This window comes from Arthrobacter sp. 210 2 (assembly GCF_059093025.1).
On sequence record NZ_JBNHIE010000006.1, the window covers coordinates 1 to 16,716 of the forward strand.

10 protein-coding genes, 1 tRNA gene and 1 pseudogene are annotated in these 16,716 nt (G+C 66.8%); 11 read left to right on the top strand and 1 reads right to left on the bottom strand.

Annotated elements, in window-relative coordinates:
* Nucleotides 1-127: 127 nt before the first annotated feature.
* From rsmA to AC5RWA_RS12610, 3 genes are read left to right on the top strand one after another with little or no spacing between them, the layout of a single operon-like run.
* Nucleotides 128-1,000, top strand: a complete 873-nt coding sequence (gene rsmA / locus AC5RWA_RS12600) for a 16S rRNA (adenine(1518)-N(6)/adenine(1519)-N(6))-dimethyltransferase RsmA (RefSeq protein WP_275729413.1) — start codon at nucleotides 128-130, stop codon at nucleotides 998-1,000.
* On the top strand, nucleotides 997-1,959 hold the full coding sequence (locus tag AC5RWA_RS12605; protein ID WP_494057887.1) for a 4-(cytidine 5'-diphospho)-2-C-methyl-D-erythritol kinase: 963 nt from the start codon (nucleotides 997-999) through the stop codon (nucleotides 1,957-1,959). Before rsmA ends, AC5RWA_RS12605 begins: the two co-directional genes overlap by 4 nt.
* A gap of 50 nt (nucleotides 1,960-2,009) precedes the next feature.
* Complete coding sequence (locus tag AC5RWA_RS12610) at nucleotides 2,010-3,836, top strand: ABC-F family ATP-binding cassette domain-containing protein (protein WP_275729409.1); 1,827 nt, start codon at nucleotides 2,010-2,012, stop codon at nucleotides 3,834-3,836.
* Between the two features lie 603 nt (nucleotides 3,837-4,439).
* Here AC5RWA_RS12610 and AC5RWA_RS12615 read toward each other — a convergent pair.
* Nucleotides 4,440-5,066: a TetR/AcrR family transcriptional regulator gene (locus tag AC5RWA_RS12615; RefSeq protein WP_494057888.1), complete on the bottom strand. Its 627-nt coding sequence runs from the start codon at nucleotides 5,064-5,066 to the stop codon at nucleotides 4,440-4,442.
* Between the two features lie 134 nt (nucleotides 5,067-5,200).
* On the opposite strand from AC5RWA_RS12615, the gene AC5RWA_RS12620 reads away from it, so the two are divergent.
* The 8 genes and pseudogenes from AC5RWA_RS12620 (at nucleotide 5,201) to AC5RWA_RS12655 (ending at nucleotide 16,714) form a co-directional block, all read left to right on the top strand.
* Nucleotides 5,201-5,272 (top strand) — tRNA-Gln (locus tag AC5RWA_RS12620).
* A gap of 101 nt (nucleotides 5,273-5,373) precedes the next feature.
* Nucleotides 5,374-6,849: a bifunctional UDP-N-acetylglucosamine diphosphorylase/glucosamine-1-phosphate N-acetyltransferase GlmU gene (gene glmU / locus AC5RWA_RS12625; RefSeq protein ID WP_115524344.1), complete on the top strand. Its 1,476-nt coding sequence runs from the start codon at nucleotides 5,374-5,376 to the stop codon at nucleotides 6,847-6,849.
* Between the two features lie 2 nt (nucleotides 6,850-6,851).
* Complete coding sequence (locus AC5RWA_RS12630; RefSeq protein WP_079595652.1) at nucleotides 6,852-7,832, top strand: ribose-phosphate diphosphokinase; 981 nt, start codon at nucleotides 6,852-6,854, stop codon at nucleotides 7,830-7,832.
* A 244-nt stretch (nucleotides 7,833-8,076) separates the two neighbouring features.
* A complete protein-coding gene (locus AC5RWA_RS12635; protein WP_079595651.1) occupies nucleotides 8,077-8,685 on the top strand; it encodes a 50S ribosomal protein L25/general stress protein Ctc in 609 nt (202 codons plus the stop codon).
* Between the two features lie 112 nt (nucleotides 8,686-8,797).
* Nucleotides 8,798-9,388, top strand: coding sequence for an aminoacyl-tRNA hydrolase (gene pth, locus AC5RWA_RS12640; RefSeq protein ID WP_115524342.1), 591 nt, complete (start codon nucleotides 8,798-8,800; stop codon nucleotides 9,386-9,388).
* 122 nt (nucleotides 9,389-9,510) lie between these two features.
* The gene (locus AC5RWA_RS12645; RefSeq protein ID WP_494057889.1) at nucleotides 9,511-12,243 is read left to right on the top strand and encodes a helix-turn-helix transcriptional regulator; all 2,733 of its coding nucleotides are present in this window, start codon (nucleotides 9,511-9,513) and stop codon (nucleotides 12,241-12,243) included.
* Nucleotides 12,236-14,890: pseudogene (locus AC5RWA_RS12650) on the top strand (helix-turn-helix transcriptional regulator); the annotation flags it as partial. The gene AC5RWA_RS12645 and the pseudogene AC5RWA_RS12650, both read left to right, overlap by 8 nt.
* A gap of 495 nt (nucleotides 14,891-15,385) precedes the next feature.
* On the top strand, nucleotides 15,386-16,714 hold the full coding sequence (locus AC5RWA_RS12655; protein WP_494057890.1) for a SufS family cysteine desulfurase: 1,329 nt from the start codon (nucleotides 15,386-15,388) through the stop codon (nucleotides 16,712-16,714).
* The last annotated feature ends 2 nt before the right edge of the window (nucleotides 16,715-16,716 follow it).

Here is a 16,716-nt window from a genome sequence, read left to right on the forward strand (position 1 = left end):
GTGGGCGCCACGATGGTCACCCTGTTGACGGCACCGGACTTTCCGGGCCCGGCCGCTGCCGTTAAGCAGGCCGACCGCGGGCATAGACCGGACCGGACGGAACCGGCGCGCGGGATAGGATACCTAGGTGACTGAACCCATCCCCGCCGCGCCCGCACCCTTGTTTGGTGCCTCCGACATACGACGGCTGGCGGAGGAAATCGGCATCAGGCCAACCAAGACCCTGGGCCAGAATTTCGTGATCGATGGCAACACGATCCGCAGGATCGTGGCTGCCGCGGGCGTGGGGCCGGAGGAAACAGTACTCGAAGTCGGGCCAGGCCTCGGCTCCCTGACCTTGGGGCTCCTGGACGCGGCAGCCTCCGTGGTCGCCGTCGAAATCGATCCGGTACTGGCTGCGAAGCTTCCGGAGACGGTGAAGGAATGGCGGCCTGCCGCTGCGGGTTCCTTCCACCTGGTCCATGCCGACGCCATGAAGGTCACCGAACTCCCGGTCCAGCCCACTGCGCTGGTGGCCAACCTGCCCTATAACGTGGCCGTGCCCGTGGTGCTGCACCTGCTGCAGCATTTCCCCAGCCTGCAGCACGGCCTGGTCATGGTACAGGACGAGGTGGCGGACCGGCTGGCTGCCGGACCCGGATCGAAAACGTATGGCGTCCCGTCGGTCAAGGCCGCGTGGTACAGCCAGATGCGCAAGGCCGGCGTGATCGGCATGAACGTTTTCTGGCCAGCGCCCAAGATCCACTCCGGCCTGGTTGCCTTCACCCGCCGCGAACCGCCGGCCACTACAGCCAGCCGCGAGCAGGTCTTCGCCGTGGTGGACGCCGCTTTCGCCCAGCGGCGCAAAACCCTGCGCGCCGCCCTTGCCGGCTGGGCCGGGGGAGCGCCGGAGGCCGAACGCTGCCTGGTGGCAGCCGGCGTCGACCCCACGGCCCGGGGCGAGGTCATCGACATCGCCGCGTTCGCCAGGATCGCCGAAGCCAAGGAGGCCGGGGCGTGAAACCCGTGGCAGGGCGGTTCACTGCGAGGACGGTCCGGGTGAAAGCTCCGGGCAAGGTCAACGTGTCCCTTGATGTCGGCCCGCTCCGTCCTGACGGCTACCACTCGGTAGCCAGCGTTTACCTCGCCGTTTCCCTCTATGAGGAAGTGGCCGCCACCAGTACCGAAACGCCCGGAATCACAGTCAGCCTCAGTGCGGACAGCACGCTTGACCTGGACGCCGTGGACATCCCCCTGGACGGCAACAACCTGGCCTACAAAGCGGCCGCCATCATGGCGGACGTCTCTGAACACTCCACCGGGGTTCACCTGGAAATCACCAAACGCGTGCCCGTGGCCGGCGGCATGGGCGGCGGGTCGGCGGACGCGGCAGCCACCCTCCTGGCCTGCGACGCGCTGTGGAACAGCGGCCTGTCGCGGGAGGAACTGGCCCACCTGGCCGCAGAACTCGGCGCGGACGTCCCCTTTTCCCTGCTGGGCGGCACCGCAGTTGGGCTGGGGCTGGGTGACAAGCTGTCCCCGGCGCTGGCGAAGGCGCAGACCCACTGGGTCCTGGTGACGGCGGATTATGGCCTGTCCACCCCGGAGGTGTACCGAACCCTGGACCGGCTGCGCGACGCTGAAGGCGTCAATGCCACCGAGCCCACCGGCGTCGACCCCCAGATCCTGACCGCACTGCGGAGCGGCGATGCCGAAGCCCTGAGCCGCGTCCTGGTGAACGATCTCCAGCGCGCCTCCATAGAACTGGCACCGTCACTCCGCGATACGCTTGGCATTGGCGAATCCCACGGAGCCATCGCGGGCATCGTGTCCGGTTCCGGTCCCACGGTTGCCCTGCTCGCGGATGACTCCCTAACCGCGGACGGCCTGGCAGAAGATCTGCGGCGCTACGGCTTGTCGGCCATCGCCGTGCACGGCCCCGTTCCAGGGGCACGCATCATCTCCGACACCCTGATCTGACAACGTTCAACCCACGTTCATCCCACCCGAGCAGCAGAAAGCAGTACCCTTTGGCACACCTTCTTGGCGGCGAGAACCTCACGGTTTCCTACGCAACCCGCACCGTCCTGGACGGCGTCACCCTGGGACTCGAGGAGGGTGACAGGATCGGCATGGTGGGCCGCAACGGCGACGGCAAATCCACCCTCATGCGGCTGCTCGCGCTGCGCTCCACCCCCGACGCCGGCAGGGTCACCAAACGCGGCGACGTCAACGTCGGCTACCTGGACCAGAGCGACGTGCTCGACGGTGACCTCACGGTGGGTGCCGCCATCGTGGGGGACCAGGCGGACTACGAGTGGGCCCGGAACCCCCGGATCCGCGAAATCATGGGCGGCCTGGTTTCCGACGTGGACTGGCACGCCAACGTCCATGCCCTCTCCGGCGGCCAGAAGCGGCGCGTGGCACTCGCCAAGCTGCTGATCGAGGACCACGACGTCATCATGCTGGACGAGCCCACCAACCACCTCGACGTCGAGGGCGTTGCCTGGCTGGCCCGGCACCTGAAGACACGCTGGCGGGCCAACCAGGGCGCGTTCCTGGTGGTCACCCACGACCGCTGGTTCCTGGATGAAGTCTGCACTAAAACCTGGGAAGTCCACGACGGAATCGTTGACCCCTTCGAAGGCGGTTACGCGGCCTACGTGCTGGCCCGCGCCGAGCGGGACCGGATGGCCTCCGTGGTGGAGAGCAAGCGACAGCAGCTGGTCAAGAAGGAGCTCGCCTGGCTGCGCCGCGGCGCACCGGCACGGACATCAAAGCCGAAGTTCCGGATCGAAGCAGCCAACGCCCTTATCGAGGACGTCCCGGCACCCCGGGATTCCATGGCGCTGAACAAGATGGCCACGGCCCGCCTGGGCAAGGACGTCCTGGACCTGGAGCACGTCTCACTCAACTTCCAGGGCGCCGACGACGGCCGGAAGCTTTTTGACAACATCACCCTCCGCCTCGCCCCGGGTGAGCGCCTGGGATTGGTAGGCGTCAACGGCGCCGGCAAGACCACCCTCCTGAAGCTCCTCAACGGCCAGATCACCCCCGACGCCGGCAAGCTGAAGCGCGGCAAGACCGTGGTCACGGCCGTGCTCACGCAGGAGGTCAAGGAGCTCGACGACGTCTCCGACCTTCGCGTCATCGAAGTCATCGAGCGGGAGAAACGTTCCTTTAACGTCGGCGGCCGGGAATTCACCGCCGGGCAGTTGGTGGAGCAGCTCGGGTTCACCAACCAGAAGCAGTGGACACCGGTGAAGGACCTCTCCGGCGGTGAGCGCCGGCGCCTGCAGCTCCTGCGATTGCTCGTGGGGGAGCCGAACGTGCTGATGCTCGACGAGCCCACCAACGATCTGGACACCGACACCCTTGCCGCTGTGGAAGACGTCCTGGACGGCTGGCCGGGGACGCTGGTGGTGGTCAGCCACGACCGCTACCTCCTGGAGCGCGTCACCGACCACCAGATGGCCCTGCTTGGAGACGGCAAGCTCCGCGGCCTGCCCGGCGGTGTGGACCAGTACCTGGAACTCCGCGAAGCTGCGCTTGCGGGATCCACCGTCACCGGCGGCGGAAACCCCGTCACCAGCGGCGGTTCGGCGGCAGCGCCGGCCCAGTCCGGCCCTTCCGAAGCCGAAAAGCGCGACGCCCGCAAAGCCAAGAACCGGATCGAACGCCAGCTGGGCAAACTGGACCAGGCAGAGAAAAAGCTTCACGACCTGATGCTGAAAAGCACCGAGGCCTCCGACTTCGACGCCCTGGCCGAGCAAAACCGGCAACTCAAAGACCTGGCCGGCGAACGCGACGCCCTCGAACTCGAATGGCTCGAAGCTGTAGAGGTCCTCGGGGAGTAGCCCCTGCGGTTCTCCTCGCTTGGGTTCCGGAACCGGCCCTTCGACGTCGCTTAGCGCGTAGGTCCCTTCCCAACACTCGCAAGCTCGTGTCGGGTCCCTCGGGACGACGCTTACGACGCGTAGAGGCCATTCCGGTCGCTGAGCGACCTCCACGCCCTGACGCGCCGCGATGCGCGACTTTCCGAAGGACCGCCTCCGGAAGCTAGCGTCCCCTCCCAGCGTGCTCACGTCCTGAACGAAGGAACGGGAGGGCCGTGCGGGGACCTCCCGGCCGGACCGCCTCCGGCGACGGCAACGCACCTCACCTCAGGGGAGCAGCGGGCCCTGCTGAACGGAACCTTCGGCAGGCGGGTGGGGGACTGTCGAACCCTAGAGGTCTGCACGCGGCATGCCGGGGACTCTCGAAGGAGAGATAGGCATTAGCGGGGCAGAGGACCTTCGTGTAGTCGCGCATCGCGGCGCATCGTGGCGTGGAGGTCGCCCAGCGACCGGAGCGTCACCTATGCGTCGTGTCTAAGCGACGGCGAAGGGCCACTGCGCCGCGAAGGTGACCAAAGCGGGGACTCGCAAAGGTGACCAAAGGCCCGGAAAGGCGAGGGAGACTTAGCTCTCGGACTTCAGCTCAGGGTCTTTCTTGAGGCCGGTCAGGCCGTTCCAGGCGAGGTTGACCAGGTGGGCGGAGACGGTGTGTTTGTCGGGCTGGCGGCTGTCCTGCCACCACTGGCCTGTCATGGCCACCATGCCCACGAGCATCTGCGCGTACATGGCGCCGTCCTCGCCGCTGAACCCCCGGCGGGAGAACTCGTCGGAGAGGATGTGCTCCACGCGGGCGGTGACGTGGGAGAGCAGGGTGGAAAAAGCGCCTTCGGGTTGGGACGGCGGGGCGTCCCGCATCAGGATCCGGAAACCTTCGGTGCGGTCTTCGATGTAGGTCAGAAGTGCCAGCGCGGCGCGTTCCACCAGGACGCGCGGCTTCGCCTCCTCGGTGAGGGCCGCATTGATGGCGTCCAGCAGGATATGGAACTCGAAGTCCACCACCTGGGTGTACAGCCCTTCCTTGGAACCGAAATGTTCGTAAATGACCGGCTTGGAGACTCCCGCGCAGGCGGCGATTTCCTCGATGGTGGTGCCGTCCAGTCCGCGGACGGCGAAGAGGCCGCGCCCGACGTCGATCAGCTGGCTCCGGCGCTGAAGTCCGGTCATCCGCGTCCGCGGCGGGTTGTTGCTCACATTTCCATCATGCCTTACCCGTCTGCGGCGGGATTCCGGGGCGTCCGGGAGGACCCGGCGGCCCCGTGTCGCGCGGTGCCCCGAACCCGTGGCAAAATAGGGGATTGTGCCCGGGCCTTGCGCCTTGGGCATGGTCCGCTCTGGTGTAACGGCAGCACCCCGGCCTTTGGAGCCGTGGAGTATAGGTTCGAATCCTATGGGCGGAACTGCTGTGCGAGGAGTTCAGTAGGATGACACTCGGTGCCGCGCCGGCAGACTGGCCGGACACCGCAAGCGCCAGCGTAACCCAAGCAAGGAGAGCCCGTACGTGATCCCCGAGAAGGCCCCGTCCGCCGTAATCGTCCTGGCGGCAGGCGCCGGCACCCGGATGAAGTCACGTACCCCCAAGATCCTCCATGAGATCGGTGGCCGGTCGATGGTGGGGCACGCGCTCCTGGCAGCCCGCAGCATCAACCCCCGGCAGCTCGCCATTGTCGTCCGCCACGAACGGGACCTGGTGGCCCGCCATGTCGCTGACCTCGATCCTGCTGCCGTCATTGTGGACCAGGACGATATCCCCGGCACGGGCCGCGCGGTTGAAGCCGCGCTGCAGGCCCTGGATGCGGAACAGTTGCTGACGGGCACCGTCGTGGTGACCTACGGCGACGTGCCCCTGCTCTCCGGCCAATTGCTGGCTGAGCTCGTTGCCACCCACGAGCAGGAAGCCAACGCCGTCACGGTCCTGACGGCTGTCCTGGACGACGCCTCCGGCTACGGCCGCATCCTGCGCGGCGACGACGGCACAATAACCGGCATCCGCGAGCACAAGGACGCCACGGAAGCCGAACGGCTGATCCGCGAGGTCAACTCCGGCATTTACGCATTCGATGCCGGCGTACTCCGCAACGCCCTGGGCAAGGTCACCACGGACAACGCGCAGGGCGAGAAGTACCTCACGGACGTGCTGGGACTGGCGAGGGAGGCAGGCGGGCGCGTTGCCGCCGTCGTCACCGCTGACCGCTGGCAGGTGGAGGGCGCCAATGACCGCGTCCAGCTGGCGGCCCTCGGAGCGGAGCTGAACCGCCGCACCGTGGAAGCCTGGATGCGCGCCGGTGTCACCGTCGTGGACCCGGCCACCACCTGGATCGATTCCTCCGTGACGCTTGACGAGGACGTCCGTCTCCTGCCCAACACCCAGCTTCACGGGGCCACCCGCGTGGCGAGGGACGCCGTCGTCGGCCCCGACACCACGCTGACGGACGTCACCGTAGGCGAAGGCGCGAAGGTGGTCCGCACGCACGGTTCCGGGTCGGTGATCGGCGCCGGCGCCTCCGTCGGACCCTTCACGTACCTGCGGCCCGGCACCGTCCTGGGCGAAAGCGGCAAGATCGGCGCGTTCTACGAAACCAAGAACGTGACCATCGGCCGCGGCTCCAAACTGTCCCACCTCGGCTATGCCGGCGACGCCGAAATCGGCGAGGACACGAACATCGGCTGCGGCAACATCACGGCCAATTACGACGGCCAGAACAAGCACCGCACGGTCATTGGTTCCGGCGTCCGCACCGGTTCCAACACCGTCTTTGTTGCCCCGGTCACCGTGGGGGACGGCGCCTACAGCGGCGCCGGCGCGGTGATCCGCAAGGACGTGCCTGCGGGCGCCCTGGCGCTGAGCATCGCAGCGCAGCGCAACACCGAAGGGTGGGTCCCCGCCAACAGGCCGGGAACGCGCTCCGCCGAACTGGCCCAGGCAGCCACCACAGATTCCTCAAGTACCCCGGCATCTACAGAAGAGGGCAAGTAATAATGAGCGAAATTACGGCGCACGGCGAGAAGAAGCTGGTGCTCGCCACCGGGCGGGCCCATCCGGAGCTGGCCCGGGAGATCGCCAAGGAGCTCGGTACTGACCTGCTGCCGGTGGACGCCTACGACTTCGCCAACGGTGAAATCTACGTCCGCGCCGGCGAGAGCGTCCGCGGCACCGACGCCTTCGTCATCCAGGCGCACCCGGCCCCGCTGAACAACCACCTCATGGAACAGCTGATCATGATCGATTCGCTGAAGCGGGCCTCCGCCAAGAGGATCACCGTGGTCTCCCCGTTCTACCCCTACGCACGCCAGGACAAAAAGGGCCGGGGCCGCGAGCCCATTTCCGCCCGCCTGGTGGCCGACCTCTACAAGACCGCCGGCGCCGACCGCATCATGAGCGTGGACCTGCACACCTCCCAGATCCAGGGCTTCTTCGACGGGCCCGTGGACCACCTCATGGCCATCCCGCTGCTCGCGGACTACATCCGAACCCGGGTGGACGCAGAGAACATTACGGTTGTGTCCCCGGACACCGGCCGCGTCCGCGTGGCCGAGCAGTGGGCTGAGCGCCTGGGCGGCGCCCCCCTGGCCTTCGTGCACAAGAGCCGCGACCTGACTGTCCCCAACCAGGCGGTCTCCAAGACCGTTGTGGGCCAGATCGAGGGACGCACCTGTGTCCTGATCGACGACATGATCGACACCGGGGGAACCATCTCCGGCGCCGTCCAGGTACTGAAGAACGCGGGTGCCAAGGATGTCATCATCGCCGCCACCCACGCCGTCTTCTCCGACCCCGCAGCCCAGCGGCTCGCCGACTCGGGTGCCCGCGAAGTGGTGGTCACCAACACCCTTCCGCTCACCGCGTCCCAGCGGTTCCCGCAGCTGACCGTCCTGTCCATCGCCCCGCTGATTGCCCGCGCCGTCCGTGAAGTGTTCGACGACGGTTCCGTCACCAGCCTGTTTGACGGCAACGCCTAGGCAGTGCCGGCGCCGGGGCCGTTTTCAGTAAACGGGCCCGGCGCTGGTAAGCTTTACAGCGATACCTTGGCGAGGGAGAGCGGCCGGGCAACCGGCTTGCAGGTCTCCGTTATCGACTGGGTCTGATCTGCCCTTCATGTGAAGGGCTGCCTTCTTGAAAGGGCCGCCTTCGGCCGCCCGGCGTTGAAGGTCGCAACAGACCTCCGCCCTTGCTGAACACCGTTTAGTTTTCAAGGAGATTTCCATGTCTGAGCAGAAGCTCGCAGCAGAACTGCGCACCGAATTCGGCAAGGGCTACGCCCGCCGCGCACGGATGGCCAACCTGATCCCCGCCGTTATCTACGGCCACGGCGCAGAGCCCATCCACGTTACCCTCCCGGCCAAGGCCACCACCCTGGCTGTCCGCACCGCCAACGCCCTGCTGTCCCTGGACATCAACGGCGAAGGCCACCTGGCCCTGGTCAAGGACGTACAGCGCGACCCGATCAAGCAGATCATCGAGCACATCGACCTCCTGACCGTCCGCCAGGGCGAGAAGGTCACCGTCGACGTTCCGGTCCACGTCACCGGCGAAACCGCCCCCGGCACCGTCCACAACCTGGAACTGACCGTCGTGTCCCTCGAGGCCGAGGCAACCCACCTGCCCGAGACCGTCGAGGTCAGCATCGAAGGCCGTGCCGCCGGCGAGCACATCCACGCTTCCGACCTGGTTCTGCCGAAGGGTTCCGCACTGCTGACCGACGCCGAGGCGCTCGTGGTCAACATCTCCGAGGCCACCGCCACGGAAGAAGAGACCGAAGCCGCTGAAGGCGCCGAGGCTCCCGCAGCAGCCGGGGAAGCCGCAGCAGAGTAATCAGCCGCTACTTCCTGACAGTGGCCGGATCCCGCAGGGGTCCGGCCACTGTTGCGTCTGCCGCCCTCCGGCCGCGGAAACATCCCTCACAACGCCACCTTAGGATTGACCCATGACTGATACCTGGCTAATCGTCGGCCTCGGCAACCCCGGCGCCCAGTACCAAGGCAACAGGCACAATGTTGGCCAGATGGTGCTCGACGAACTGGCGGGCAGGATCGGCGCCGGGTTCAAGACCCACAAGGCACGTGCCCAGGTTGTGGAGGGGCGGCTCGGTATCGGTGGCCCCCGCGTGGTGCTGGCAAAGCCCATGACCTACATGAATGTTTCCGGCGGTCCCGTCTCGGCGCTGGCCAACTTCTACGGCATCACGCCGGACCACGTGGTTGCCGTGCACGATGAGATCGACATCCCCTTCAACACGGTGAAACTCAAGATCGGCGGCGGGGAAGGCGGCCACAACGGGCTGCGGGACATCTCCAAAGCACTCGCCACCAAGGACTACCTCCGCGTCCGCGTGGGGGTGGGACGTCCACCCGGCAGGATGGACACCGCCGACTACGTCCTGCGTGACTTTGGCAGCGCGGAGCTCAAAGAATTGCCGTTCCTGCTGGACGAAGCGGCCGACGCCGTCGAGTTGCTGCTGCGCGACGGGCTCACGTCAGCCCAGCAAAAATTCCATCCGGCCAAATCCGATCGATAGCAATATAGAAACTTAAAGTCGTTTTGACCTGTCTCCTGGTCCGTGCCACAGGGTACTCTTCTTCGTATGCGGGGGAGCAATGGGGCTACATCCCGCTATCGCGGGATGTAGGGGAAAAGTTCATGTCAATCGAGCCACTCAGCTGGGGACGTGGGTCAACACCTCAGGACGTTGGGCTGCGCACACCAGGCTCCGGTGCACCGGGGCAGCAATGGTCCGCGCCCGCCCGCAGTGCCAACCTGGAAACCGTCCGCACTGCGCTGACCACTGAAAACTCATTGGGCGTCGTCATCACCGGGGGCCGCGGGGTAGGCAAATCCTCCCTCGCCCGTGCCGCCGTGGCCGATCTGGGGCCGGAGGTGTGGTCCCTGCAGCTCCGCAGCGGGCCTACCGGATCCACCACGCCCTACGGCTGCCTCTCCTTCCTGCTGGCCAGGCTTCCGCAGGCCTACATGGGGTCGCCCACGGCCATCCTGCGCGGCATCACGTCGCTGATCCGCAGCGACGCCGCAGGCAGGCCATGCGTGATCACCCTTGACACCTCAGGCAGCATCGACGACATGAGCGCCGGAGTGCTGTTGAACGTACTCCTGACCGGCACCGCCAAAATCATTGCCGTCGCACCGAACATCAGCGACCTTCCGGCCGACTTCCACTGGCTGCTCACGGACCGGCGCCTGACAGAAGTACGCCTCAACAACCTCAACGAGCTCCAGACCCGCCAGGTCCTGCTGTCCCTGCTGGGCCACCGGGTGTCTGCCTCCCTGGTCAACACCTACCACCGGATGGTGGGCGGCAATCCGCTGCTGCTCAAGGCACTGGTCACCGAACAGCAACTGTCCGGAAACCTGGTGCTGTCCGACTCCGTCTGGACCCTGCGCGACAAGGTGGTGCTCGACGGCGCCGCCAGCCTCGATGACATCGTGCGGTCCCGCTGGTCGCGGGAAACCCCGGAAACCCGGGAAGTCATTGAAATGCTGTCCTGCGCCCGCCGGGTTGAGCTGTCCCGCCTTACAGCCGTATATGGTGCAGATGTCGTGGCGGACATGGAAGACGGCGGACTGCTGGAGGTCGACGACTCGGACCACCGGTGGGTGTCCCTGCGCGAAAAGTACATCGGCGACGTCGTGCGCACCTGGCTGAGCATCGCGCGCCGCAGGGAACTGCGCAGCGTGCTGCTGGCAGGTGAGGAACCTGATCCGGCCCGCATGACGCTCGAAGAACTGATGGCGTTTGCCGCCTGGACCCATGAGTGTGAGGCCCCGCTGAGCCCCGCCCTGGCCCTCGCGGCTGCCGAAGCGGCGGTCCAGCTGTTCGATCCGCGGTTCGCCCTGACCTACGCCGAGATGCTGCACAGGACGGACCGCGAATGGCTGCCCGCGCAGCGGCAGAAGGCCGCCGCGTACCTGCAGCTGGACATGCCCGTCCAGGCACTCGCAGCACTGGACGGCATCTCCCGGCCGGAACTCGAGGCCCTGGACGTCGAGGAATACGCGCACGTTGTAGCCGCCAAAGCACGGGTAATGATGCGGCTGCCGGAGCGGGCCGGCAAGGTACCGGAACTTCTTCAGGAAGCCCGGAACAGGCTGGCACCGGCCGGGAACAACGCGTCATGGCCCGAGCCCGCCGCCGTGGCAGCCAACCTTGTCTCGTTGAGCGACTTCGAATACCGCGCCTTCGTGGGTGACTACGCGGCCTTGATTCCGGACCTTGAGGCAGCCGCGGACCCTGCCGTGAACCCTGACGCGGACTACCGGATGCACTCGGCCATCCTCCTGATGACTGCACTAGCCCTGACCGGCCGGGAAATGGATGCCCTGGGCCTCATGCGGCAGCTCGGCGGCCAGATCAGCGACGCCTCCCACGTGGTGGGCGTGCGTGAGCGGTACACCAGGGAGGCCTACCTGGTGCTGCTGATGGCCGGGCAGTGGCGGCGGTGCATCGACCTGCTGGGACCACAAAGCGACGAGGAACAGTACCGCCTTCCCTACGGCAGTGCCGCCACGGAATTGGCTGCCGGGATCGCCTACGTCTATGCCGGCCGGGGCGCTGCCGCGCTCGATCCGCTGATGTCCGCTGCCGCCCAGCTGGAACTGCAACCCGTGCAGGCTGCACTCCGCTTCGCCTACGCGGCAACAGCCCTGGCGCACGCGCAAACCGGCAACGCCGGCCAGGCCCGCAAATACCTCAGCAAACTGCAGCGGGTTCCCGGCACATCAGGTTTCGCCACCGAAAGCCTCATCAGTTTCTGCGCCCTCGTCGCGGGGCGCTGGCTGGGCGACTCCGACGCCGTCACCCGCCTGAAGCAGTCTGCCCGCCAGAACATGGAGGCCGGGCGCTACACGCTCGCCGGCGTCGAACTGCTTGCGGCCACGGTGAACGGGAGCGACAACGACTTCCGGCTTCTGGAGGACATTGCGTCCCACCGCCAGGGACCACTGGCGGAGGTTTCCCGGCTCATTGCCGTGGGCAGCCGGACCAGGGACGCGAAGACGCTCCTTGCCGGCGGCGAGCTGGCTGCCACGCTGGAACTGGACGCGGTGGAGGCCAGGTGCATGGCCCTGGCCGTGGACTTCGCACGCCAGGACGGGGATTCCATCTCCGCCCGGACCGCGCAGGCCCGCCTTGACATCCTGGCCGCCACTGTCGCCAACCTGCCCATCGTGCCCAGCAGCGGCAGCCCGCTGCTGACCAGCAGGGAGCGCCAGATTGCCCGGCTTGCGGGGCGTGGTGCATCAAACCGTGACATTGCCCTGGAAATGGGCGTGTCAGTCCGGACTGTGGAAGGCCACCTGTACCAGGTCTTCACCAAGCTGGGCGTAACTTCCAGGGGTGATCTGACTGGACTCGTCTAATGGACACAAGCCGGCACCGGCGCACCGGCTCCTCACCGGCCGCCGCGAGCCGCTGGACCGGATCTGCAACATTGTCCGGAACCGCACCAGCCAGGCAGTTTTCGTCATGGCCGGTCCCGGCATCGGCAAATCATCCCTGACGGAGGCCATCGCGGAGCGCCTTGCCGGCGACATGCACATCCTGCAGATCCATGCCAGTTCCGCCCTCACCGCCGTGCCGTTCGGGGTCCTGACCCCGTACACCGCTGACCTGACAGCCGAGGAATCAGTCTCGCCCGTGGCGGTCCTGCGTTCCATGTGGACATATTTCGAGAAGCTCAAGACGGGTACCGGCAGCCAGGTCCTGCTGGTGGTGGATGACGCCCACCATCTGGATGACGCCTCCGCCGGTGTTGTGGCAGACCTGATCTCCGCTGGCTGGGCGACCGTCGTGGCGGCCGCGCGTCCGCGGCCTGGATTGCCGCAGGCCCTGGACCAGCTGTGGTACGACGGCCTGGCCGAGCGCGTGGACCTGCGGCCCCTGAACCGGGAACAGATCGAGGAAGTCCTGGCCCATGTCCTGGACGGAACAGTTCCCGCAGCCACCGGTGACTCGCTCTGGAGTGCATCAGGCGGCAACCCCCGCATCCTGGACGCGCTGCTGCATGATGCTGCCGAAGCCGGGATCCTGTCCAAGCGCAACGGGATCTGGATCCTGCTGGGCTCCCTGCCGGCTGACGGCGCCAGGTTGACGGCAGTGGTTGCAAAGGACCACCTCCGGCGGCGGCCCGAAGAACAGGAAGCATTGAAGCTGATTGCGCTGGCCGGACCGGTTGGGCGAAAGGTCATCGAGGACATCTGCGGCGCCCCTGTGGTCCGGTCCCTGCTGGACCAGCAGATGGTGGTTGAAACGTCCGGGGTGCCGGCTGAGCTCTCCATGTGGAACGCCTTGTTCGCCAATGCGATACGGAACACGATTTCGGTGTCGCGCAGCCTTCAACTGCAGGAAAAAACCCGCGCACACCAGGACGGCATCGTGCTCCGCGGCGAAGGCCGGCTGCGTTCCGTAGAATGGGCGTTGGAGTGCGGGCTGCGGGTACCAGACGCCGACCTGCTCGAGGCCGCCCGCGAGGCGTTGGCGCGGTTCCGCAACGACAGCGCCGCCTCCATCGCCGCCAGGGTGCAGGACCCCGCGATGGCACCCATGGCACGGGCGCTTCACGCCCGTGCACTGTACAACGACGGCGCCTACGCGGACGCTGCCGCGCTGCTTGACGGCTGCTGGCTTCAGCTTGCGGACGATCCCCAGGGCCCGGCAGTCCTCCTGCTCCGGGTCTCGGCGCATCAGGCGGCCGGGCACCAACTGGCAGCCGTGGCCGAGGACGTCCGGGAGCACACCGGCCGGTCAGCCGATGGGCCGCGGACCTGGCAGGAGGAGATCCTCCACCTCCTGCAGTCAGGCGCCGAGGTGGACTACCGGGCGCTCGCGGCCGAGGTGGAAACCATCAGGACCCGAAGCTCCTCGGAAGCGGACGTTGAGCCTATCGGCGCTGTGGGCGAGGCGTTGCTGGCCCACGCCCTTACGGCTGCGGGACGGCCCGCAGAAGGACTGGATGCTGCGCTGCTGGCAGCTTCCGAGCTGCCGCCGCTGGAAGACAGCCTGTTTTTCTTTCCCGAGTTCGTGCTGGGCAGGCTCGTCATCAGCTACCTGGCCATGGGGGAGTGGGAATCAGCGGAGCGGGAACTCGACAGCTATGCCGCCGGCCATGCCACCGGTGCCGCAACCTTTGACGGCAGCCTGCAGGTGCTCCGTGGCTATTCGCTGCTGAAGCAGGGCCGGATGGAGCGCGCCTACCAGCTGCTGCTCCCGGCGGTGGAAGCGCTGAGGCTCAACGACCCCCTTCAGCTGTTCCGCTTTGGTTCTTCGCTGGGCTTCTATGTTGCGGCACGGCTGGGAGACTCCGCGCAGGCAAGGCGCCTGGAGCAGGACTACAAGGACGCCGTCGCAGGCGGGCCCGCGCATGACCTCCTTGCCGGAGCGTACGCAGCCGCGGCTGCCGAGTACTTGTCCCGCGACGGCAAGGGCATCGCCTCGCTGCACACGATGATGACAGCTGCCGAAGCATCGGGAAGGGCCGGCCACCTGCTCGAACTCCTGGCCGTGTGCTGGGATCTGGGGGACCCGTCGGTGATTCCCATGGTGCAGGACGCCGCGCGCGACGTGCAGGGACGCTGGGCAGCGGCCATGCTGACGCTTGCCACCAGCTGGGAAGCTGCCGACGGGGACGCCCTGATGGAAACGGCGGCGTCGCTGGAAGCGTCAGGCTTCGTCAACCTTGCCCGCGAGGCCTACGCCCGCGCCAGCTCAGTACTGGAGCATGCCGGGGAACGCCGCCGCTCCAGGCAGGCTGTGGCGCAGCGCGAGCGGTGCGACCATGAACTGGGCGAACGGTTCAGGGAAGGCCGCTTCATCGCCGCGGCTCCCGCCGTCCACCTCACCCGGCGTGAACAGGACATCGTGGAACTCGCGGTGCAGGGCCTCACCGACCGCGAGATAGCGCAAAAGCTGATGGTCTCCGTCCGCACCGTGGAGGGGCACCTGTACAGGACCTACGTGAAGCTGGGTGTACGCAGCAGGGACGAACTGGAGTCCGCTCTGCCCAAGTAGGCCGGGACATCCCGCAACGCCCGGCATCCGGCACGCTGCATCAGCCGGCCCTTCACCTGCGGCTTTGTCGCCTTCAGGCTGCTCCGCTGTGCCATGCCCGCGTCCGCTCCCGACCGGGAATGAACCGGTGCCTGCAGCGTCCCAGGGCTCCTAGGTAGTACCCCGGCGCGGAAATCGAGTACACCCTACTCGTGTACAGGAGGGTGGCGCAGGATTTACTTAAGGAGGCAAAGCAAACGGCAGGCAGGACGCCGCAGAGGTTGCCAGCAGCACATCGAGGCCTCTTTCAAACTTCCGGTCCCCAGGGACCGGGCCAAGACGGGGCCGGCGGCGTCAGAGTCTTCTGAGACCGAGACTCTCCCCCCAGCCGTCGCCGGCCCTCCACTCCGCGGGCTGAAGCCCGGAGCGACTGTGGCGGCTGCCCCTCCGGGCGGCCGCCACAGTCGTGCTGTGGGACAATTGAATGTCATCCGTTGGCATCCCAAGGAGATTGTTTTGGCCCTCGTATCAACGCCAGCCTCACTGGAGCAAGCCCTCCCGGCCACACTGGATAACGCCGAAGTTCTCCGCATCCGTAATGATTTCCCGGTCCTGGACCAGCTCGTCAACGGACGGCCACTGGTTTATCTGGACTCCGGGGCAACCTCACAGAACCCCCTCAGCGTCATTGAAGCCGAGCAGGAATTCTATGAGCAGCGGAATGCGGCCGTGCACCGTGGCGCCCACCACCTTGCCGTGGAGGCCACCGAAGCCTTCGAGGACGCCCGGCAGACAGTGGCCGACTTCATTGGCGCCGACTACTCGGAGACCATCTGGACGTCCAACGCCACCGAAGGCCTGAACCTCATCTCCTACACCCTGTCCACAGCGGGACTGTGGGCTGCCCAGGGCCGGGGTGACGCCGGGCTGGCGGACCTCGCCCTGAAGCCCGGCGACGAAATTGTGGTGACCGAGATGGAACACCACGCCAACCTCATTCCCTGGCAGGAGCTGGCGTTCCGCACCGGCGCCACCCTCCGCTACATTCCCATCGATGACGCCGGTAGCCTCCGGATGGACCAGGCCGGGGACATCATCGGCAGCCGTACCAAGGTTCTTGCCTTCACGCATGCGTCCAATGTCCTGGGCACCATCAACCCGGTCCGGGAACTCGTGGCCCTGGGCCGCGCCGTGGGCGCTTTGGTGGTTCTGGATGCATGCCAGTCGGCACCGCACATGGTGCTGGACGTGAAAAAACTCGATGTTGACTTCGCCGTTTTCTCCGGGCACAAGATGCTCGCCCCCACCGGGATCGGCGTGCTCTACGGCAAGCAGGAACTGCTGGATATCCTGCCGCCCTTCCTGACGGGCGGTTCCATGATCACCACCGTCACCATGGAGCGTGCCGAGTACCTGCCTGCCCCGCAGCGCTTCGAGGCCGGGACCCAGCGCATCTCACAGGCCGTAGCCCTGGCCGCGGCAGCAAACTACCTGACGGAAACCGGGCTGGACCGGATCCACCGGTGGGAAAGCGAACTCGGGGGACGGATGGTGACCGGTCTCGAATCGATCCCCGGCATCCGCGTGCTGGGTCCGGCCGCCGGCGGGGAACGGATTGGGCTTGCCGCGTTCGACGTCGAGGGCGTCCATGCCCACGACGTGGGGCAGTTCCTGGACTCCAAAGGGATCGCCGTGCGTGTTGGCCACCACTGCGCGCAGCCGCTGCACCGCAGACTGGGGCTGACCGCCACCACCCGCGCCAGCGCCTACCTCTACAACACCACATATGACGTGGACCAGTTCCTGGATGCCGTGGCCGGCGTACGGGCCTATTTCCGCGCCTAGCC

Coding starts and splice junctions, on each gene's coding strand:
- AC5RWA_RS12630 (WP_079595652.1), top strand. CDS start 6,852: ATGAGCGAAATTACGGCGCACGGCGAGAAGAAGCTGGTGCTCGCCACC.
- AC5RWA_RS12635 (WP_079595651.1), top strand. CDS start 8,077: ATGTCTGAGCAGAAGCTCGCAGCAGAACTGCGCACCGAATTCGGCAAG.
- pth (WP_115524342.1), top strand. CDS start 8,798: ATGACTGATACCTGGCTAATCGTCGGCCTCGGCAACCCCGGCGCCCAG.
- AC5RWA_RS12645 (WP_494057889.1), top strand. CDS start 9,511: ATGTCAATCGAGCCACTCAGCTGGGGACGTGGGTCAACACCTCAGGAC.